The 19,665-nt window shown below is 40.8% G+C and carries 21 protein-coding genes; all 21 read right to left on the bottom strand.

Going from position 1 to position 19,665, the window contains the following annotated elements; translation table 11 throughout:
• Nucleotides 1-97: 97 nt before the first annotated feature.
• Complete coding sequence (locus G622_RS0105175; RefSeq protein ID WP_026509803.1) at nucleotides 98-1,195, bottom strand: sugar kinase; 1,098 nt, start codon at nucleotides 1,193-1,195, stop codon at nucleotides 98-100.
• A 98-nt stretch (nucleotides 1,196-1,293) separates the two neighbouring features.
• Complete coding sequence (gene uxaC / locus G622_RS0105170) at nucleotides 1,294-2,694, bottom strand: glucuronate isomerase (RefSeq protein ID WP_026509802.1); 1,401 nt, start codon at nucleotides 2,692-2,694, stop codon at nucleotides 1,294-1,296.
• Nucleotides 2,691-4,187 (bottom strand): mannitol dehydrogenase family protein, encoded by a 1,497-nt coding sequence (locus G622_RS0105165; protein ID WP_026509801.1) that lies wholly within the window; start codon nucleotides 4,185-4,187, stop codon nucleotides 2,691-2,693. The genes uxaC and G622_RS0105165 overlap by 4 nt, the downstream gene beginning before the upstream one ends.
• 15 nt (nucleotides 4,188-4,202) lie before the next feature.
• The gene (gene uxuA / locus G622_RS0105160; RefSeq protein WP_026509800.1) at nucleotides 4,203-5,270 is read right to left on the bottom strand and encodes a mannonate dehydratase; all 1,068 of its coding nucleotides are present in this window, start codon (nucleotides 5,268-5,270) and stop codon (nucleotides 4,203-4,205) included.
• A gap of 103 nt (nucleotides 5,271-5,373) precedes the next feature.
• Nucleotides 5,374-6,015: a bifunctional 4-hydroxy-2-oxoglutarate aldolase/2-dehydro-3-deoxy-phosphogluconate aldolase gene (locus G622_RS0105155; protein WP_044957174.1), complete on the bottom strand. Its 642-nt coding sequence runs from the start codon at nucleotides 6,013-6,015 to the stop codon at nucleotides 5,374-5,376.
• 311 nt (nucleotides 6,016-6,326) lie between these two features.
• A complete protein-coding gene (gene feoB, locus G622_RS0105150) occupies nucleotides 6,327-8,672 on the bottom strand; it encodes a ferrous iron transport protein B (RefSeq protein ID WP_026509798.1) in 2,346 nt (781 codons plus the stop codon).
• 129 nt (nucleotides 8,673-8,801) lie between these two features.
• A complete protein-coding gene (locus G622_RS0105145) occupies nucleotides 8,802-9,659 on the bottom strand; it encodes an LD-carboxypeptidase (RefSeq protein ID WP_044916845.1) in 858 nt (285 codons plus the stop codon).
• A gap of 247 nt (nucleotides 9,660-9,906) precedes the next feature.
• On the bottom strand, nucleotides 9,907-10,386 hold the full coding sequence (locus G622_RS0105135) for a DNA-deoxyinosine glycosylase (RefSeq protein WP_044957192.1): 480 nt from the start codon (nucleotides 10,384-10,386) through the stop codon (nucleotides 9,907-9,909).
• Between the two features lie 186 nt (nucleotides 10,387-10,572).
• A complete protein-coding gene (locus tag G622_RS27130; RefSeq protein WP_330363566.1) occupies nucleotides 10,573-12,480 on the bottom strand; it encodes a GNAT family N-acetyltransferase in 1,908 nt (635 codons plus the stop codon).
• A 157-nt stretch (nucleotides 12,481-12,637) separates the two neighbouring features.
• Nucleotides 12,638-12,781: a hypothetical protein gene (locus G622_RS25680; RefSeq protein ID WP_155831422.1), complete on the bottom strand. Its 144-nt coding sequence runs from the start codon at nucleotides 12,779-12,781 to the stop codon at nucleotides 12,638-12,640.
• A 5-nt stretch (nucleotides 12,782-12,786) separates the two neighbouring features.
• Nucleotides 12,787-13,233, bottom strand: coding sequence for a GNAT family N-acetyltransferase (locus G622_RS0105115; RefSeq protein WP_026509795.1), 447 nt, complete (start codon nucleotides 13,231-13,233; stop codon nucleotides 12,787-12,789).
• Nucleotides 13,226-13,660 (bottom strand): GNAT family N-acetyltransferase, encoded by a 435-nt coding sequence (locus tag G622_RS0105110; RefSeq protein WP_242832959.1) that lies wholly within the window; start codon nucleotides 13,658-13,660, stop codon nucleotides 13,226-13,228. Before G622_RS0105110 ends, G622_RS0105115 begins: the two co-directional genes overlap by 8 nt.
• The gene (locus tag G622_RS21695; protein ID WP_044957172.1) at nucleotides 13,644-14,489 is read right to left on the bottom strand and encodes a class I SAM-dependent methyltransferase; all 846 of its coding nucleotides are present in this window, start codon (nucleotides 14,487-14,489) and stop codon (nucleotides 13,644-13,646) included. The genes G622_RS0105110 and G622_RS21695 overlap by 17 nt, the downstream gene beginning before the upstream one ends.
• On the bottom strand, nucleotides 14,490-14,702 hold the full coding sequence (locus tag G622_RS0105100; RefSeq protein ID WP_026509793.1) for a helix-turn-helix domain-containing protein: 213 nt from the start codon (nucleotides 14,700-14,702) through the stop codon (nucleotides 14,490-14,492).
• A 253-nt stretch (nucleotides 14,703-14,955) separates the two neighbouring features.
• Entirely contained in the window at nucleotides 14,956-15,153 is a 198-nt protein-coding gene (locus tag G622_RS0105095; RefSeq protein ID WP_242832958.1) for a hypothetical protein, read from the bottom strand.
• 297 nt (nucleotides 15,154-15,450) lie between these two features.
• A complete protein-coding gene (locus G622_RS0105090) occupies nucleotides 15,451-16,200 on the bottom strand; it encodes a hypothetical protein (RefSeq protein WP_026509791.1) in 750 nt (249 codons plus the stop codon).
• A gap of 1 nt (nucleotide 16,201) precedes the next feature.
• Complete coding sequence (locus G622_RS0105085; protein ID WP_049945695.1) at nucleotides 16,202-16,687, bottom strand: HIT family protein; 486 nt, start codon at nucleotides 16,685-16,687, stop codon at nucleotides 16,202-16,204.
• Nucleotides 16,688-16,746: 59 nt separating this feature from the next.
• Nucleotides 16,747-17,292 carry an NUDIX hydrolase gene (locus tag G622_RS0105080; protein ID WP_026509789.1) on the bottom strand — a complete coding sequence of 182 codons (546 nt, stop codon included), beginning with the start codon at nucleotides 17,290-17,292 and terminating at the stop codon, nucleotides 16,747-16,749.
• A 2-nt stretch (nucleotides 17,293-17,294) separates the two neighbouring features.
• Nucleotides 17,295-18,485 carry a MerR family transcriptional regulator gene (locus G622_RS0105075; RefSeq protein ID WP_242832957.1) on the bottom strand — a complete coding sequence of 397 codons (1,191 nt, stop codon included), beginning with the start codon at nucleotides 18,483-18,485 and terminating at the stop codon, nucleotides 17,295-17,297.
• 259 nt (nucleotides 18,486-18,744) lie between these two features.
• Nucleotides 18,745-19,146 carry a DUF6483 family protein gene (locus G622_RS0105070; protein WP_026509787.1) on the bottom strand — a complete coding sequence of 134 codons (402 nt, stop codon included), beginning with the start codon at nucleotides 19,144-19,146 and terminating at the stop codon, nucleotides 18,745-18,747.
• A gap of 30 nt (nucleotides 19,147-19,176) precedes the next feature.
• Nucleotides 19,177-19,662: a hypothetical protein gene (locus tag G622_RS0105065; protein WP_026509786.1), complete on the bottom strand. Its 486-nt coding sequence runs from the start codon at nucleotides 19,660-19,662 to the stop codon at nucleotides 19,177-19,179.
• Nucleotides 19,663-19,665 lie beyond the last annotated feature (3 nt).

Below are 19,665 nucleotides of genomic sequence, written 5' to 3'. Positions count from 1 at the left end.
CTATAATGATTTATAAATCAATACCGAATTTCAATAAGCTATCGATAACAAAATACTCCCGGCCGATAAACATCGACCGGGAGCTATAATAAAGATCTTATCTCTTAACTCTTGCGCCTGCACCGCCCATGATGGCCTCAACCTCAGCACAGGTAGCCATTGTTGTATCACCGGGAGTTGTCATTGCAAGTGCTCCGTGAGCTGTTCCGTACTCAACAGCCTTAGCTGCATCACCGGTTGTCATAAGTCCGTAAACAAGTCCGGATGCAAATGAATCACCGCCGCCTACGCGGTCGAGAATCTCAAGCCCCTTGTAATCCTTAGCCTTGAAGATCTGACCATCAGCCCAGCAAAGTGCTGACCAGTCATTTACAGTTGCAGTCTTAACTGTTCTAAGAGTTGTGGCAACTACTTTGAAGTTAGGATAAACCTTAGCAGCCTCATCGATCATCTTCTTATATCCATCGAGATTCAGCTCCTTGAGATTAGCATCATTTCCTTCAATCTCGAAGCCAAGGCAGGCTGTGAAGTCTTCTTCATTTCCGATCATAACATCCACATACTTTGCGATTTCCTTATTAACCTCCTGGGCTTTTTTCTGTCCGCCGATTGCAGACCACATAGAAGCTCTGTAATTGAGGTCATAGGAAACTACTGTGCCATATTTCTTTGCAGTTTTAATCGCCTTAACAACTGTCTCAGCTGACTGCTCTGAAAGAGCCGCATAGATTCCGCCTGTATGGAACCATCTTACTCCGAGCTCGCCAAAGATATAATCAAAATCGAAATCCTTATCAGTAGCCTGTGAGATTGCAGTATTTGCTCTGTCTGAGCAGGAAAGAGCACCTCTTATGCCAAAGCCTCTCTCCACAAAGTTAAGACCATTTCTGCACTCTCTGCCGATTCCATCAGTCTTTTTCCAATTGATAAGTCTTGTATCCACGCCGCCCTGCATGATGAAATCTTCTACGAGGTGTCCTACTTCATTATCAGCAAACGCTGTTATTACCGCAGTATCCATGCCAAAGCATCTTCTGAGACCACGGATAACATTGTACTCTCCGCCGCCTTCCCAAACCTTAAATTCTCTGGCTGTACGAATACGTCCTTCACCGGGATCAAATCTAAGCATTACTTCTCCAAGTGAAACTGCGTCATATTTACAATCTTTTTTATCTCTTAAGTTTAAATCCATTGTTAGCTCCTCATTTATAATCACATGTTTTTATCTGACTCATGCCGGTCTGCCCTCAGTAACATTGGCAAATCATGCCACATCCCTGTCAGTATTATTTAAAATCCGAAATACTCTACTGCATTACGTCCACAGATATTTTTTACAAGATTACTTAAATATCCCATATCTTTCGGATATTCACCATTTTCAACCCAGCTGCCAATCTTATTACAAAGGATTCTGCGATACAGTTCATGACGCGGGAATGACAAAAAGCTTCTTGAATCTGTAAGCATTCCTATTGATGTAGAGATAAGTCCACCATCAGACATTGACTCTATCTGCCTCTCCATTCCGTTCTTGTGGTCACAGAACCACCAGGCTGCACCGGGCTGTACCTTGCCTTTTATATTTTTTTCATTACTGCAAAATGTTCCTGCCATCGCTACAAGCATCTCAGTATCCTTAGGATTTAAGCAGTAAAGGATTGTTCTTGGAAGTTCATCTCTTAAATCCATTGCAGACAGTAATGCTGAAAGCTGCGGAGCATAATTAAAATCATTTAAAGCATCAAAACCTGTATCCGGACCAAGCTTTTTAAAGAATCTCTCAGAGTTATTCCTTATAGCTCCTATATGAAGCTGCATCACAATATCATGTTTTGAGTAGAGTCTTCCAAGTTCGGTGAGCATGTAGCCCCTAAACTTGCCCTGCTCTTCCTCACTAAGTACTGCACCGGAGAGTTTTTTCATTAAAAGCTCATCAACCTCTTCCTTAGTAGTAGGCACAAAGAAGGTACTCTCAAGGCTATGATCGGAAACCCTGCATCCATTTTCAAGGAAAAATTCAAGGCGAAGCTCAAGCGCCTTAAGCAGTGTTTCAGTGCTGTCTATCTCAAAGCCTACTGTTTCACTGAGCTTTTTAATATAATCTGCAAAGCCTTCTTTTTCTATTCCGATTGCCTTCTCAGGTCTGAAGCTTGGAAGAACCTTAATCTCAAAACCATCCTCACGGATTTTTCTATGCCACATAAGATTATCAACAGGGTCATCTGTGGTACACAAAACGGATACATTTTGCATCCTTAACAGATTGCGTACTGAGTACTCCTTCTTATGCAGTTTATCATTGCATTTGTTCCAAATATCTTCTGCAGTATCAGGACTGAGTGGTTCTTCGATTCCAAAGTAACGTTGAAGTTCCAGATGAGTCCAATGATATAACGGATTGCCGATAAGATTCTGAACTGTGTCAGCCCAGGCCATAAACTTATCAAATGGTGCACCGTCACCGGTAATAAGTCTCTCAGATACTCCGTTTGCTCTCATGGCTCTCCACTTGTAGTGATCTCCTCCAAGCCAGACCTCAGCCATGTTGTCAAAGCATTTATCCTCATAGATTTCCTTTGGATTTAAGTGATTATGAAAATCTATTATGGGCTCATCCTTAACTGCGCTAAAAAGCTCTTTTGCAGTATCGTTTGAAAGGAGAAAATCTTTATCCATAAACTTCATCATATTTTCTCAAGTTTCTTTCTTACATTGCCGTTGCCCTTCATATCTGAATATATTTCAAGCACTCTCCTGGCAAGATTATCCTCGTAAAGATTTACGCCAAATACATCTTCTCTCTTAAGAACATCTTCAGGAGAAAGAGCTTTTAATTCATCGAGAAGCGGATCAGGGCTCTGCTCGAATTCTCTTCCTTCATCATCGATACCTTCCAGATATCTTAAATATCCTGCAAGAACAAGAGGCACTACCTGAAGGCTATCTGTGCTAAGTTCACTCTGTTTCCTGTATGCCTTTATGGTCTCACCAAAACGGATGGGGAGCTTTTGTGATGTATCACAGGCAATACGCTGCGGTGTATCAGGCATGAAAGGATTGGGAAGTCTTTTTGTAAGTACCGCATCAAGGAATTCAAAAGGAGAAAGTACCTTGGGATCAACTACTACCTTCATTCCCTCTTCCTTACCAAGTCTTGTTACAAGTCTCTTTAAATCTGCGTCATCCATTTCATCATGAATTGTTGTATATCCAAGGAGGCAACCGAAAATGGCAAGTGCTGTATGAAGCGGATTAAGGCAGGTGCATACCTTCATCTTTTCTGTCTTATCTACTGTTTCTCTGTCTGTGAAAATAATTCCGCCTTTTTCAAGCTGAGGACGTCCGTTAGGGAAAAGGTCCTCAACAACCAGGTATTCAGTTTCTTCGGCATTAACAAAATTTGCAACATAGGTGTGCTTTGTTGTAACTATAGGCTCTGCACCTTCAACACCATCCTCAACAAGCATTGCTTTTACAGTGTCATCCGGACGGGGTGTGATCTTATCGATCATTGTAAGAGGAAATGCGATAAGCTTGGGATTATTAATGTAGTCAACAAATCCTTTATCACACTTGCCGCTCTCTACCCATTCGCCTGCGATTTCCACTACTGCTTCCTTCAATTTATCTCCGTTATGAGAACAGTTATCCATGGAAACGATTGAAACCGGAAGACTTCCAGCTTTATATCTTTCAAGCAGCAGTCCAACAACCTTATTCATATAAGCTCTGGTCTTGTAACCTTTTTCAGTGATCGTAAAGCTGACCATCTGAAGAGACGGCTTTCTGAAAATCTCGCGCAGTCTTTCGATTTCCTTCTCGTTCTCTTCATCCAGTATGCAGGATTCTGCTATTGAGCCAACCACGCTTTTTTCAACTGTTCCGTCAGCCTTAAGCGTTGCAAGAATGCTTAAGTTATCGCAGGGTCTGTTGTACTTTTCAACAATCTCATAATCGTAGCCCTCTGCAACGATGAGACCTGTATCTGTTACACCCTCATCCAGAAGCTTTTCAACAACATTTGCCTGAAAAGCTCTGAATATATTACCTGCACCAAAATGAACCCATGTAGGATTTTCTTTGGTTCTTTCTACCATTTTTTCTCTGTCATAGCCCGGAAGCTTATAACCTTTTTCCTCCCAGACCTTTCTATCCTTAATACCTTCGTTTGTTAATTTCATTGCTATCATCCCCTATTACTTATTACTCTTTTCGATTGCTTCCCAAAGGCCATTGATATAAGTTGCACCAAGTGCTCTGTCATAAAGTCCGTATCCGGGCATAGCCTTTTCACCCCAGATCATACGTCCGTGATCAGGACGGATGGGACCTGTAAATCCGATATCATAAAGAGCCTTAACAATCTCATACATATCAAAGCTTCCATCGCTTGAGAGATGAGCTGCTTCCTCAAAATCTGTAGGAGAATTGAACTTAAGATTACGAACATGTGCAAAATGAATTCTTCCCTTGAGACTTCTGATCATATCCGGTAAATCATTCTCTAAGTTAGTACCATATGAACCAGAGCAGAAGGTTACACCATTGTGCGGATTATCAACCATCTTCATCATACGATGGATATTTTCTTTATTGATTATGATCCTGGGAAGACCAAATACAGGCCATGCAGGATCATCAGGATGTATAGCCATGTTGATATCATACTGATCACATACAGGCATTATCCTCTCAAGGAAATACTTAAGATTTTCAAATAGATCTTCGTCTGTAACTCCCTTGTACTCCTCAAAAAGCTCCTTAACATGAGCAAGTCTGTCAGGCTCCCATCCGGGCATTACTGAACCGTTAGTATCACCGGCAATTGAATTAAACATCTCTTCCGGAACAAGTGCATCAACAGCTTCCTGGGTATATGCAAGAACTGTTGAACCATCTGCTCTTTTTCTTGCAAGCTCCGTACGTGTCCAGTCAAAGACAGGCATGAAGTTGTAGCACACCATATGGATGTCTTCTTCACCAAGATTTTTAAGTGTCTCGATATAATTGTCGATAAGCTGATCACGGCCGGGCTTACCAAGCTTAATATCCTCATGCACATTGACGCTCTCTATACCAGCTACTTTAAGACCTGCTGCCTCAACCTCATCCTTCATAGCCTTAATTCTCTCGCGGCTCCAGACTTCCCCGGGCTTTGTATCATAAAGTGTTGTGATAACTCCCTTAACTCCGGGAATCTGTCTTATCTGTTCAAGTGTTACGGTATCAAAATCTTTTCCGTACCATCTAAGTGTCATTTCCATAATTATCTGTATCCTCCAATTTCTCTAACCCCTTACATCGTATTTAAAGCTCTTGCCTTCTGATGCTATGGAATTATTATTTCCGCTTATCTTAAACATCTTTTCAGCCGCGAATCTCTTTAACTATCTCCGCTGCCTGCCTTGTCATTTCTTCAACTTCTGCAAAATTACCTGCTTTTATAAGATCACCCTTAACCATCCAGGTTCCACCACAGGCAACTATCTTGTTATATCCAAGGTAATCTCTTACATTGTCTTTGTTTATTCCACCGGTAGGCATGAATTTGAGCTTTGTATATGGAGCTGCGCAAGCCTTTATCATGGCAAGTCCGCCTGCAGGTTCTGCGGGGAAGAACTTAACAAAATCAAGTCCAAGCTCCATAGCCTGTTCCATCTCACTTGGTGTCTGCACGCCGGGTGTTACAGGATATCCCTTCTCCAGACAATGCTTAACAACAGTGGGATTAAAGCCCGGTGCTACTATGAATTTGGCACCTGCTGCCATTGCTCTGTCTGCCTGCTCACAGGTAAGTACCGTGCCTGCTCCAACAAGCATGTCCGGAAAATCCTTTGACATAATACGAATAGCCTCTTCAGCAGCCTCTGTTCTGAAAGTAACCTCAGCTGCAGGAAGTCCTCCGTTCATAAGCGCCTTTCCAAGAGGGTGCGCATCCTTAGCATCATCTAAAACTACAACCGGAATAATACCGATCTTTGTAAATTTCTCTTTAATCTCTTCGAACATGACAATTCTCCTCCGAAATACTGGTTTTCATCTGACTTATACATCAGGTCCCTTGATGCTTACATAATACATGGCAAAAAAACAAAAACCCATTGTCACAGTTGTTACTCACATTGCAAAAGTTGTCATGTTATGCTTTTTAAACAATATAAAAACCTCCTGAATGATTTATTACTATCATTCAGAAGGTCTTTAATATTATTTAGTCTTTCTTTTTCTTGTAAAATACAAAGCTTAACCACGACTGTATTCTTTAGCCTGGTCGATTACGCTCTTCATTAAAGGGGATACATATTTTTAGCAAATCAGGTTCAAAATCCCATAGCCATGCCAATAATTCTTACTACAAGAGCAGCTATCCAGGCAACCACACATTGCCACAATACAACCATGACTGCCCATTTTATACCCATTTCTCTTTTTATAGATGCCACAGCTGCAACACAGGGCGTATAAAGAAGAGAAAATACCAAAAGACTGCTTGCTGTTAAAACAGACAGAACATTTTCCACACCATCTCTTTCAAAAAGAACCCGCAAAACTGAGACAACGCTCTCTTTTGCCATAAATCCCGAGATAAGCGAAGTAACAATCCTCCAGTCTCCAAGTCCTATAGGCTTAAACAGTGGCACCAGTAATCCTGAAATCATCGCAAGTATACTGTCTTTGCTGTCATTAATGAGATTGAAATGCAAGTCAAAGCTCTGCAAAAACCATACAACAACAGTTGCTACAAAAATAACTGTAAAGGCTTTCTGTAAGAAGTCCTTGGCCTTTTCCCACAAAAGCTGCATCACACTTCTAGCACTGGGCATTCGATAGTTTGGAAGCTCCATGACAAAAGGAACCGCCTCACCCTTAAACAAAACCTTTTTGTAAATAAGAGCCACCAGCACTCCCAAAATTATTCCAAGAAAATAAAGAAGTGTCACCACAATCCAGCCATACCTTGGGAAAAATGCAGCTGCAAAAAATGTATAAATCGGAAGCTTTGCAGTACAACTCATGAAAGGCGTGAGAAGTATTGTCATCTTTCTGTCCCTGTCACTGGGAAGGGTCCTTGTTGACATAACAGCAGGTACTGTACACCCAAAACCAATAAGCATTGGCACGATACTTCTTCCTGAAAGACCGATTTTTCTCAAAATCTTATCCATGAAGAAAGCTACTCTTGCAATATATCCGCTGTCTTCCAAAAGGGATAAGAAGAAAAACATGGTAACAATGATCGGAAGAAAACTAAGTACACTTCCTACACCTTCAAATATTCCGTTTATAACAAGACCATGTATAACATCATTTACGCCTGCCAGGGTCAACGCTTTGTCAGTAACATCGCCAAGCGCTCCTATTCCCATTTCCAACAATCCCTGTAAAAAAGCACCTATTACATTAAAGGTAAGAAAGAATACAGTTCCCATTACAATGATAAAAATAGGAATTGCTGTATATTTTCCCGTGAGATACTTATCTATCTTCTGACTTCTTAAATGTTCCTTACTCTCGTGGGGTTTTACCACACATTCCCCGCAGACCTTTTCAATGAAGGAAAATCTCATATCTGCTATGGCAGCACTGCAATCAAGCTCACGTTCTGTTTCCATCTGCTTTGTGATGTGCTTCACCATCTCTATTTCATTCTGATCAAGCTGCAGCCTTTTTATAATTCTCTCATCACCTTCAATCACTTTACTCGCTGCAAAGCGAACAGGTATCTGCGCCTTTTGGGCATGGTCTTCAATGAGATGTATCATAGCATGTATGCATCTGTGAACTGATCCGCCGTGGTCATTAACATCGCAAAAATCATCAATCTGCGGTTTTTCCTGATAGTGAGCAATATGTATTGCATGATGTACAAGCTCATCTATACCCTCATTTTTCGCTGCTGAAATCGGAACAACCGGAACTCCGAGCAATTTCTCCATTCGGTTCACATCGACTGATCCGCCATTTCCTCTCAGCTCATCCATCATGTTGAGGGCAATTACCATAGGGATATCCATCTCAAGAAGCTGCATCGTCAGATACAGATTTCTCTCAATGTTGGTTGCATCAACTATGTTAATTATGGCTTTTGGTTTCTCATTAAGTACAAAGTCTCTGCTTACCAGCTCTTCACTTGAATATGGAGACATGGAATATATACCCGGAAGATCAGTAATAGATGTATTGTATCTTCCACGAATGGCACCATCCTTCCTGTCAACTGTTACCCCGGGGAAATTACCTACATGCTGATTGGAACCTGTAAGCTGATTAAACAATGTTGTCTTTCCGCAGTTCTGGTTTCCTACCAGCGCAAACGTTAGAATCTCTTCATCTGGTAATGGATTGCCGCTTCCCTTAGGATGATACTTACCTTCTTCACCAAGACCGGGATGCTCTATTTCCTGCTTTTTGGAGACTTCTACATTATCCTCAGCTTCCCGTTCAACAAGTGTAGCCTGTATCTGCTCAGCTTCGGCAAGTCTTAGTGTGAGTTCATACCCATGAATCCTAAGCTCCATGGGATCTCCAAGCGGCGCAAGTTTCACCAGAGTGATCTCTGCCCCGGGAATAACACCCATATCCAGAAAGTGCTGTCTCAGCGCACCTTCACCACCTACTACATCTATTCTTGCAGTCTGACCGACCATTAAATCCTTTACTGTCATTATGCTCTCCTCGCAATTGTTTAACTGTCATTTTAATTATACCATATGAGAACATTTGAATAAAAAACCGCCTGCGTTACGCAGATGGAATGATCAAATCTATATAATGGAAAATATTGCTTTATCTCCCTAAAAAACATATTCTTTCCCAATAACGATTGCTTTTGCATCATGGCCATGCCCAATATCTCTTGTACATGCCACAGGAAGTGTATTTGAGATATGCATTTTCAAAAGATCATATACTGAAAGGGGTAATTCTGCTTTTTCATAATTAGTGAAAGTCCCAAGCAACACTCCTGCTATTTGGTCAAATACTCCTATATCATCCAATTGGTTAAAAAGAGTCCCTATCTGTCCAACTTCCCCGCCAAGAGACTCAAGAAGAAGTATCTTCCCATTCAGATCAGGCCAGTATCTGGTTCCTGCAAGTTTTGTAAAACAGCGGATATTGCCGCCTGCAACCACACCCTGCATGGCTTTTCCTTGCAAAAAGCTGTATTTTATATCAAACAAGTCATTATTCTTTCCTGAAATATAATCTGAAAATCTCTGCCTTTGAATATCCCCCCAGGACCAAATCATGTTCTTTACCTGATAAAGAACTCCTGGCTTACCTGTCATCGTGTAAATAGCATTTATAACAGTAGTCAGGTCACTATATCCCCAGAAAGTCTTATCGGTCTTCGCAATGGTTTCATAGTCCAAATATTTTAACACTCCATTAGCCAGGTCTCCGCCTGAGATATCATAAATCGCATCTATCTCATCATCGGTATAAAACTTCATGAGATCTTCAGCTCTTTCTTTATCAGTTCCACTATATACATCAACCGTTCTCATGATATGTGGAGAAAAATCTGTCCCGATATTCATGTCGCTAAGAACCTTTTCAAGTTCTGTCAGTTGCTCCTGCCACTCCGGCAAATGCCCATTTGAGCAGGCTGAAATTCCTACTTTAATGTTTTTTACTTTCCCTTTAATCATGCTTCAAATCTACTCCATAATCATTTTTCAAAAGAACAACAACTTCCAAAGTTTCGCCAGCCTTGCCTTCTATTTGTACTACTTCCGTGTAGTAAAGGCTACACATATTTTATGCATCCGCCAACCTTAATCTTTTAACTACCGTTTCCTTCATGGCTCTATTATAAAATTCCACTTTTAAGCAAAATTCCCAATCATCTTGCTATTTATTAAGCTATTTTCATATATCCCTGACCCGCTTGCATGCTTAATGATTGGATATACACTTCCATGCAGTCAAAAGCTTTTCCATATTCCAGGCAGCATTTGCGGGACTCGTAGATGGAAGACATATTGCAGGCCTTTTGATCACAGGCTCCGTATACTTTTTATAATATTTTAGTGCTGTTTTCCCATTCACATATATTGCCTTGATATCCGCTGTATTTAAGATAACACTTAAATCGTTGGGCACTACATTTGTGATACTTGCATCCGATGATCCTACTATATCGCATGACTGTATCACATCCCATAATGCAATCTTATTCCTTATCAATAGAGCTTTCTTTTCCTCAATTGTCCTGGGTTCTTCCTCTTCGAATACTTTGGAAACTATCTTCCAAAATCTATTCTGCTTGTGTCCATAGAAAAAGCCTTCCTCCCTTGATTTAACCGATGGAAAGCTCCCTAAAATCAGGATATTAGAATTATAATCATATATTGGCTCAATTGGATGTGTTATCATACTTTTGTCTTCCTCTTCCCCTACCAATGCAATTATACACACTATTCTACAGTACAAAATGGTACAAAAAAGAGAACCGCAATACTCTGTATCTCCTATTAGGTAATCAAGCCGGAGTTCAACAAGGGAATCTATATCTTCGATATCAGCCTTCTCAACTTTCATTGTATCATCCATGCGCTTTCCTCAATCTTTTTCGTAGTACACTATATCCATATGATCGTTAACTCTATCAATTCTGCCTGTCTGATGATAGCCAAGTTTCTCATACAAATGAAGATTGCCTTTTTCCTGTAATATGGTATCCAGACACCAATGGGTTGATCCATATTTTTTCTCCGCCACAAGTATTGCCTGCTGCGCATATCCTTTATTTCGGTACTCAGGCATGATCCAAATAGGAGAAATCCGCTTTCTGCTCCCGTCTTTCTTATCTACAACACGGATCACTCCTACCTTCTCATTATTTGCCATAATGAAGAAATATGTCGTCCACGGCTGTTCAAACCTTGCTAATACTTTATCCATGTCTTCAGCCGCGGGACTCATATCATAATCCTGATATTTTTCCAAAAGATCCGAGAATGCTTCCACCTGCATCTTCCAGACTGTTTCAATATCCTCTCGTGCTATCGGCTTCAAATCTATGCACATCTTTTTACCGGTTTTGATAAAATCAATCAGTTCCTCTAAATCATCAAAATCATCGTAGTCACCCGTTATTCCTTCACGATGATAGACCACGCCTGCTCGTTCATTACGTTCCAAGCAATCAAGAAGTTCTTCAAGTCCATACCTCCGGGCATATTCCGCAAAAGCCCTTGGCTTTATTTTTTCTGCATATAAACCCTTACGGCATTCCGCAGGGTTGCACTCATAGCACCCACTCAGGTTTTTATCAATACCGCATCTGCGTACTTCACACCATTCTGCATCCTTACACCATGAAAGTTCCATAAAACCATCGCGTTTACATCCTTTACATGTAAAATTCTCGGAGCATAAGCAGCAAGCCAGCCCGCAGCGCGCAATCCCAAGTTCCCGTTTCATAGTCCTGTGTGATGTTTTCCAATCTTCCTTCGTCATCAGGCTCACATGGCCTGTCCGCTTCTCGTGCATCAGCGGCACATCCACATTTTCGGATCGCCACTGATACTTGAATCCGCATTTCTCCTGGACTCGCTTGGACTTGGCATTGCCTTCATAATATCCAATCCATACCTTCTGCATACCTAAGTCCTCAAAAGCATGGCGCAGCATTTCCTTCACCGCTTCCGGCATAATGCCCTGACCCCAGAACGGCTTTCCGAGCCAGTATCCCATCTCGCATTCATCATCTCGGTCAGTCATATCGGTATGACCGTTCAGCTTCAGTTCAATTGCTCCGATAGCCTTGCCATCCTCTTTCAGACAAACAGCATAGGCCTCTTTGCCGTTAAAGACATTCTTTATCACATCCCGGCTCTCTTCAATACTCTGATGAGCAGGCCATCCGGCAATAGGACCCACATCGGGATCACTGGCATATTTATATAAATCCTCTGCATCGCTTTCGTTCCAGCAACGCATGATCAAGCGTTCTGTTTCAAGCGATTTTTCTATGAACATTTCCATATCCGTACATTTCCAGGTTCCTATCGGCATCTCACATTCTCGCGTAGCATACGCCGTAAACCCTACCGCCTCATAACAATACCTTGCACTCTCATTATTATCAAATACACCCAGATCAATCCTTTTGGCGCTGAGATGTTCCTTTACATATCCTATTCCAAGCTGAAGCAGTTCTTTTCCGTACCCTTTTCCCTTTATAGCGGGATTGACTATTACAAAGCCAAACCGAACAGAACTGTCATCGTCAACTCGCGGATACCGTATGATGAAATGCCCTAAAACATCGCCATTATCATCTACTGCCGTTAGTGGATAGAAACGCCTCGTTTCAAGCTGAGGTGCATAGTTTTCATTTATGTCATTTCCCGAAAGAGGATACTTATTAAACCTGTCAGCAGACCATTTGTATAATTCTTCCTCTGATTGGAGCCACCCGGCTATAATCTGCGCATCTTCCTTTTTGAAATCTCTCAATATCATCAGCAACTTACCTGTCCTATATCATTCTTGTACTTTTCAAGCAGATCATGCGAATATTCTTTTTTCATATCCGACTCTCTTACTGACTTCCATAACGCCGCTGCCACTTTCAGCCTCTATGGAAACTCCTTCGTTGCCTCATCTTCGCAGAAATCCTTTACAAACTTGTTCCATCATCATTTTGAACAAGCCACTTCACTTCCTGATCTGTAAGTTTTCCTGGATAATCACTTCGTATATAACGTAGATTTCCTATAGGCAGTGCCCTCGTATTTAATGTTGACTGTAATAATGATGCCATCTGCTTTATTTCTCAATTCCCAGCCACTGTATAAAGGCTGTCTTGTCGCTACTGTTATATCCGCATTTTTCATAAAACTGAAGAGTCTCCGGCTTCTTTGAACCTGTCAGTAGCATCATCTTATAGCAGTTCTCTTTTTCTGCAATCTCCCTGGCAAACTCCAGACATTCACTGGCATAGCCTTTTCCCCGATAATCCTTACGTGTCACCACGTTTTCAATAAAAGCATAGGGGCGGATATTTCTTGTCAGATTGGGGATGATCACGCACACGCAAGATGAAACAATCTTACCATCCACCTCGTTCACAATCAGATGGTGATTCGTATCCTGTATTATCTGAAGCCATGTATCTCTCAAATGCTCGTCTTTTTCAGGGATACTGTCCTCATGTAAGAACAGATACAGTTCAAGTATTGCATCCAGATCACTTTGTTCAGCTTCTCTAACCATGCTTTTTCTCCAATCTCATAACATCATAGCAGAGACAATCACCGTTATCCGTTTTGATGATGTTATACTCTATTTCCTTATATCCGCGTTTCAAATAAATCCGCTTTGCCGGAAATGATGCATCGATCTGAACACATTCATACAATTCCAGTATCTTCTTCTCCGCAAAATCAAGCAGGGCCTTCCCATATCCCTTATGCTGGTAATCTGGAAGAACAAACAAACGATTAATACTATTGTCCTTAATCGTCACTGTACCGACCGACTCTCCGCCCTCATATAAAACAAAAATCTTATTATCAGAGATATCCGTCACAATATGTTCGTCCGAATGATGTGCCAGAAAGAACTCCACGGCTCCTGCTGGATAATATCGGGGATATATTGATTTGATTGTGGATCTGGTAATCTTACGAACGATTTCCAAATCCTCCTTTTTCGCTGTAACTATCTCCACTTATTTTTTCTCTCTTTCGCAGCACTGCAGAAGCTGCATAGTGCAGGACTTCAAACTGTTCCGGTGCGATCCTGTCCAACAGCTCCCTGTGTTCTTTATCCCACCTGGCTAATTCTGTCTCTGACAATGAGGCTCCCACACCTCTGCAGGCTCTCATTCTCCCATGCCAGGATTCTTTGGTAAATGGTACCATCAGATCATATTCCTCATGATCCTCCATCTCAAAATAGTCATATGCTACATCCGGAATCCAAATTGGATGTCTCGTTTCCCCGGCACCTGACCATTTTGGACTGTACTTAAGCACAAGTTCTTCGCTTGCGCCTGCGATTTTATCTTCATATGGCAGCCATGCCATATACAGGATGAGCAACTTTCCATCCGGTTTCAAAAGATCAGCCAGTTTGGGGATTACCTTCTCATGGTCAAAGTACCAGAAGCACTGACAAGCTGTGATCACATCAAAGGTCTCTCCCGTAAAATCCAGTTGTTCTGTTGGAACAGCCTGAAAGTCTATCCTCATATTTGAAGCGGAAGCCAGTATCTTTGCCTGCTCAATCTGCTCCGGAGAAATATCGGTCCCGAACCATTCCGCCCCATATTTGTACATATTGCGCGGCAGAACGCCTGTACCGGTTCCCAGGTCAAGGACTTTCTGCCCATTTATGCAAAGACCCCTGTCCGCAATCTTCTTATAAAATTCATCCGGATAGATATCTCTGTACCTGGCATATTCCTCAGATGTTCTTCCCCAATCAAATGCTGTTCCATCATCTATTCGTTTATCCAGTATTTCCACTTACTCTTCCCTCTTCACATAATGCAGTTCAATGTCAAACCCCAATGCCTCCATCATCTTGACGAAGGTATTATTGACTACGCTCTCGTTTCGCTTGATAACCCGGTTTACATAGGCCCTGGTGGTATCAATCTCTTTCGCCACCTGCGCCTGAGTCTTTCCCTGCTCTATGCACTTAACTTTCACATCTAATTCGATATTATTTTTGACCATGATTTCTTCCCTGTTCTCTGATCAATCGTTGTCTTATTTGTATAACTAGTAGTATATTTTAATCTCAGGATTTTTCAAGCAAAAAAAGAAGCCGATCAGATCGCTCCAACCGGCTCCGCCGCCTATCCCTCTATGAACTTTATCACTTCATCTGGAAACTTCTACCTGATCTCGATATGCTCCAGATCATAGATCAGAACCTTATCTATCCAGCGTCAGCACCTCATCCAGCTGCTTCTTCTTTGCCTTCTCCTCAGACATATTCTTTCCTCCCATCCGGATAAAGTAAATATGCCTTCTTTAAATCAGCATCATATCCTGATGTAGGAAGTCCTTTTATCTTTCTAATTTCTTCATCAATGCGAATGGACTCAATAAATCTCTGAGTTAGTTCATCATCAGAAATTCCACATGTATAATCCAATTCATTTTTTTCTTTTATATCACTCATAAAAGCTTGCACCTCATTTATAGCTTCAATCGTTAGCTATATTATACCTTAATGATACAGCAAAAAAAAGAGAAGCATCACTGCTTCTCTTTACTGCCGGCGACCGGGATCGAACTTTTAATAGTCCCAAAAACCCGCAGAGAAAGGGGCTTCGCCGGCCTTGCCTTTCTTTTGTACCAAGTTTGTACCACTTTTACAGCATATAAAATAAGTTCCAAATATGCATAGCAAAATCATTATTTGTCTTTTTTTGCCTATTATATAGAGATAAAGACAAGTAATATTCAGTTTCTTTTTTTACAATTCCCCCATAATGATTTTCAAAAGATCCACTACACCAATATCTTGTCCGGATTCATATTTCTCAAGTTCAGCCGTATCATCTTTTCCAAAATAGATCAGCCTATCAACCTCATTACTGCCGGTCTCCTTCTTAAAAGAATCAAAGGCATGTAGAATGTTTTCTGAATCAAGGCTTGAATAAAACACAAAAGGAAAGCCATACTTATTGTCATTAGTAACAAGATATGATTTGCCTATATCAGTAACGCTATTCCTGATTTCTTTTCCTACCTCTTCTTCAAGCTCTCGAAATGCTGTTACTAAGGGTGATAGCTTATTAGTCTCTGTACTGCCATCCTTGCGTGTGGCACCACCAATAATCCTGTCAGAAGGGTCCATAACTCCACCTATCCCCTGAATCTTTCCTACAAACTCTGAACCTACTCCATTTAATGAAACAAACAGCTTTTTGTCAGATGAAACTAATATGCAACCGGCATACATACTTCTACATGCATACTCTCCAAGATCCATGATCTCACTGTATTTGTAATGGGCATAATCAGAGGGCTCACAGGTTATCGTGACTGTGCCGTCATCATTTTCCATATTGATTACAGAATATAACGCCCCATTAAACATCCCCGGGTACTTTGCTGTAAGTTCATTCCAGTAAACTTGCACTCCTTCTTGAATATCCTTTGGCAGTTCTCTTGCCGCCACTTCTTGTATTATTAGCTCTTCTATTGGAACAATTTTAGTCATATTAGTTTGCACTTTCTATGTATTTCTTGATTTCTTCGGCAGTCCTTATCACGATTTCAACATCCGCATCAGAAGCATTATCTTTGGCAAAAGCATTGATATCACGCAGATACTGCAAACCATATCCAAATTTTTCCAGCATCCACTCCTGATTAGGAAAAATCCATATATGAAAGTGCTTGGAGCGTTCTTCCTGAACCAATGTAACAGTTTCGGCAATTTTCAGATCCTTTATAGCTCTTTCTGCAATTGCTATTGTATTTCCTATCTCAGCTCTCTCGTCTACAGTTAATTCCGCAAAAGACTGAATGTGTCTTTTACTTGTAATTATTAGAAAACCGGGAATTGGAATCTCAGGATCTGCGGCAAGAATAATCGACTCCCCATCATAAATAATTCCCCCAGGAAGTTTCACCTCGCCACGCACAATTGCGCATCCTACGCACTCAGACTTAATTTCATTCCCTAATATATCTTTTCTGTTCATAGCTTCCCCTTTGCATATTTTTTTCACCTATAAGGATAAAGCATGCCCTTAGGGCAAGGTCAATACTCATAAAACTGTAATGCAAAAAGGATTGCCAAAATAGCAATGCCATCCTTTGTCTGGTTGTTTCTAAGAAGCTCTTTCACCTCTGCAATTGGCATCCATACTTTATCTGCTACTTCATCAGTATCCTTGATCCGTCCTTCAGAATCCACCTTAGCACCGAAAACATGCATCACCTGATCTGACATACCATTTGACGGATTCTGAGAGCACAAGAACTTAAGGTCTTTTACTGTGCATCCGGTTTCTTCCATAACCTCTCTTCTGGCAGCTTCTTCTATTGACTCTCCGTTTTCTACTCCGCCCGCAGGTATTTCCCACTCCAGATGTCCCACAGTATATCGCATTTCTCTGATCATCAATATCTCATCTTTATCATTAAAGACAACTATTGAAACACCCTCATGATGGTGATGAATCTGGTGATATTTTTCAATGATATACCCACTTGGAAGCTTGACTTTATCTGTATATAACGAAAATATTCCACATTCATATACTTTGTTTCTATCAAGCCTCTCAGGAAAGAGCATATTATCCATCCTTAACCCTCACTCTTATAACAATGATAAAATGTGCTATCCATATCTACAGTAACAGAGCCATCTTTCAGCAACACAGTTTCAAAGTATTTTTCTATAGCATCCCTGTTGTCCTCAAGATATTTCCCGCCCTCGGGGTATTTCATTTGCACTCTGTCAAAAAGAGCATCTGTGCTATCGAATACTAATGGCCCCGGAAGCGCTATCTTTTCTACTCTATCGAAGTTCTCTGATAAAAGCGCCTCAAACTCTGCGTCTGCCTGCCTTCTTTCTTGTCTCTTTTTAAGGGCAAAAGAAATATCTAAACCCGCTTCAGTTAAACAATTTTCCCAGAAATCGTATTCCTTCACTGCTTCTCCGTAATGATTAACAGAGAACATACCGCCTGGCACCAGCACTTGCGCCACATTTTGAATAAAGTAAGCATCATCATGCAGATAAGATAATAGATAATGCGCAATGATCTTTGAATACTTCTTCTCTCTTATCTTTTCCCATGTCTCATCTTTTTCAAGATTACTGAAAAAGATCTGAATATCAGAGCCTTCCGGAAGAGTCTCGCGGTTATCCTCCAGATAATTGTAGAGATCATCAGCCCAATTTCCGTGAATGTCTACACCTAATACATTGAAGCCCTTGGGAATACGATCCCAGTTCTTTCTCCACAAAAGGCCGTAGCTGCAACCAAGGTCAAGAACAGTATCATTTTCTTCAAATGATAAAGAATTAAAAATCTTTTCATACCACTCAATTCCGTCTGCAGCATGTTCCGCAGCATACCATCTGCGCTCATCCGCCCCCTGACTCATTTCCATCTTCTTGATAATGTCTGCAATATCGTCCCAGTCAGGATTTTCATCAAACCTTGCAAGCGCTGATTCTATGCACTTTGCAGCCTTTTGAAGTTCATATATTTTCTGATTCATCATTTCAAGCTGTTTCTCGAGGATTTCTCTTATAGAACTCTGTTCATCATTCTCAAGACTGCTCTTAATCTCTTCAAGACTAAATCCAATATGCTTGAGCGCAATAATCTTTTCAAGAATTATCAGTGAGCTTTTGTCATAGAGTTTGTAATTGCCATCGGAATGCCCAACAGGCTTAAGCAGCCCTTTTTCATCATATATACGAAGCGCCTTTGTTGATACTCCTGCCTGCTTTGCAATTTCTCCCGATGTCATTTTTTCCTTCATACTGATGCCCTCCTTTTTAGGTAAATGCATTTTTAGAAACTAAGTAATACAGCTGATTCGTACGTACTTCATCCTGTGATTACTTAATGGTAAGGGCTGCCCCAAGGGCAAGGTCAACACTTTTTCATAATTAAGTCTCACCTTCTTTTTTGGTCCAAATTCTGACCCACTTTCGTTTGTTGATGGTCCACTTGAATACTGAATAAAATGTAAATATAGTTATACCACTTTTATTTGTTTTTCCTAATTACAAAGCATTTCAAGTAATAACAGTACCTTCTACAATATCGATAACATCAGCATAGCCTGCCTGTCGTATTAAGCGGCTTATTCCATCAAGCACTTCTTCCCTGGAGAAATCATGCTCTATAAGGAACTCTTCTCCCTTCTCAGATAAATATTGATAGAACATTGCCGCAGCAGCAATGCTATTCTTATCAGAATAATCAAGAGATTCCAAAAGGAGATTTTCAGCTTTATTTATCTCTCCGCAATCTATCATTTCAAGAAGCTCAGCAAGTTTTCTCCCGGAAACTTCATAGCCATTATCACGCTCCATCTCTACTGCAACATACTTTTTACCTAGCATCAATGAAAAAAGTACCCTTACCATTTCCTTAATGATGCGCATGATATAATCTTTTTCATCGTCAAATGTCATAATGCACCTCCGCTCTCATACGACAATACATCATTTTCTGTGCCTGGATGAAATAGCCGCTAAAGCCCTAAGTACAACAAAAGATATAATAAAAATGATACCAAAGAAAGCAATGGAGAGCTGAAATTCATTTCTTACAGAATATCTAAGTGCTATAAAGAAAAAGGGTACTGTAAACACCAATGAAGTTACTGCACTGACAAGAAGATCCCTACTTATGACCTCCGACTCCTTCTTTAAGCCGTTCCATACACCTGCTCTGACAACAATCGTCAGATATATAATGCCTCCGGCTAATATAGCTGCAGTTTCTCCAATTACCAGTCTCATGTCAGCATACGTTACCAATTGAACCAAAATTGTAGCTGCACATACCATGAAAACTGTAATAAAGCCATAACTGCTAGCTTTTACCGCTTCCTGTTTCTGAATATCAGTGTAATCAGCTACCGTTTTCAATGTTTCTTTTAATTCTTTATGCTTACTGTCGTATGCATCCCTTTTTCCATGATTCATTCC

This window comes from Butyrivibrio sp. LC3010 (genome assembly GCF_000424385.1).
Taxonomy (GTDB): Bacteria; Bacillota; Clostridia; order Lachnospirales; family Lachnospiraceae; genus Butyrivibrio.
The sequence above is the reverse complement of the archived record's forward strand: the minus strand, read 5'-3'. Positions and strand labels throughout refer to the sequence as shown.

Bases quoted from the DNA above. Each gene is read 5' to 3' on its own strand.
- G622_RS0105175 (WP_026509803.1), bottom strand. From the start codon at position 1,195: ATGGATTTAAACTTAAGAGATAAAAAAGATTGTAAATATGACGCAGTT.
- uxaC (WP_026509802.1), bottom strand. From the start codon at position 2,694: ATGATGAAGTTTATGGATAAAGATTTTCTCCTTTCAAACGATACTGCA.
- G622_RS0105165 (WP_026509801.1), bottom strand. From the start codon at position 4,187: ATGAAATTAACAAACGAAGGTATTAAGGATAGAAAGGTCTGGGAGGAA.
- uxuA (WP_026509800.1), bottom strand. From the start codon at position 5,270: ATGGAAATGACACTTAGATGGTACGGAAAAGATTTTGATACCGTAACA.
- G622_RS0105155 (WP_044957174.1), bottom strand. From the start codon at position 6,015: ATGTTCGAAGAGATTAAAGAGAAATTTACAAAGATCGGTATTATTCCG.
- feoB (WP_026509798.1), bottom strand. From the start codon at position 8,672: ATGACAGTAAAGGATTTAATGGTCGGTCAGACTGCAAGAATAGATGTA.
- G622_RS0105145 (WP_044916845.1), bottom strand. From the start codon at position 9,659: ATGATTAAAGGGAAAGTAAAAAACATTAAAGTAGGAATTTCAGCCTGC.
- G622_RS0105135 (WP_044957192.1), bottom strand. From the start codon at position 10,386: ATGATAACACATCCAATTGAGCCAATATATGATTATAATTCTAATATC.
- G622_RS27130 (WP_330363566.1), bottom strand. From the start codon at position 12,480: ATGATATTGAGAGATTTCAAAAAGGAAGATGCGCAGATTATAGCCGGG.
- G622_RS25680 (WP_155831422.1), bottom strand. From the start codon at position 12,781: ATGGCATCATTATTACAGTCAACATTAAATACGAGGGCACTGCCTATA.
- G622_RS0105115 (WP_026509795.1), bottom strand. From the start codon at position 13,233: ATGGTTAGAGAAGCTGAACAAAGTGATCTGGATGCAATACTTGAACTG.
- G622_RS0105100 (WP_026509793.1), bottom strand. From the start codon at position 14,702: ATGGTCAAAAATAATATCGAATTAGATGTGAAAGTTAAGTGCATAGAG.
- G622_RS0105095 (WP_242832958.1), bottom strand. From the start codon at position 15,153: ATGAGTGATATAAAAGAAAAAAATGAATTGGATTATACATGTGGAATT.
- G622_RS0105090 (WP_026509791.1), bottom strand. From the start codon at position 16,200: ATGACTAAAATTGTTCCAATAGAAGAGCTAATAATACAAGAAGTGGCG.
- G622_RS0105085 (WP_049945695.1), bottom strand. From the start codon at position 16,687: ATGAACAGAAAAGATATATTAGGGAATGAAATTAAGTCTGAGTGCGTA.
- G622_RS0105080 (WP_026509789.1), bottom strand. From the start codon at position 17,292: ATGGATAATATGCTCTTTCCTGAGAGGCTTGATAGAAACAAAGTATAT.
- G622_RS0105075 (WP_242832957.1), bottom strand. From the start codon at position 18,485: ATGAAGGAAAAAATGACATCGGGAGAAATTGCAAAGCAGGCAGGAGTA.
- G622_RS0105070 (WP_026509787.1), bottom strand. From the start codon at position 19,146: ATGACATTTGACGATGAAAAAGATTATATCATGCGCATCATTAAGGAA.
- G622_RS0105065 (WP_026509786.1), bottom strand. From the start codon at position 19,662: ATGAATCATGGAAAAAGGGATGCATACGACAGTAAGCATAAAGAATTA.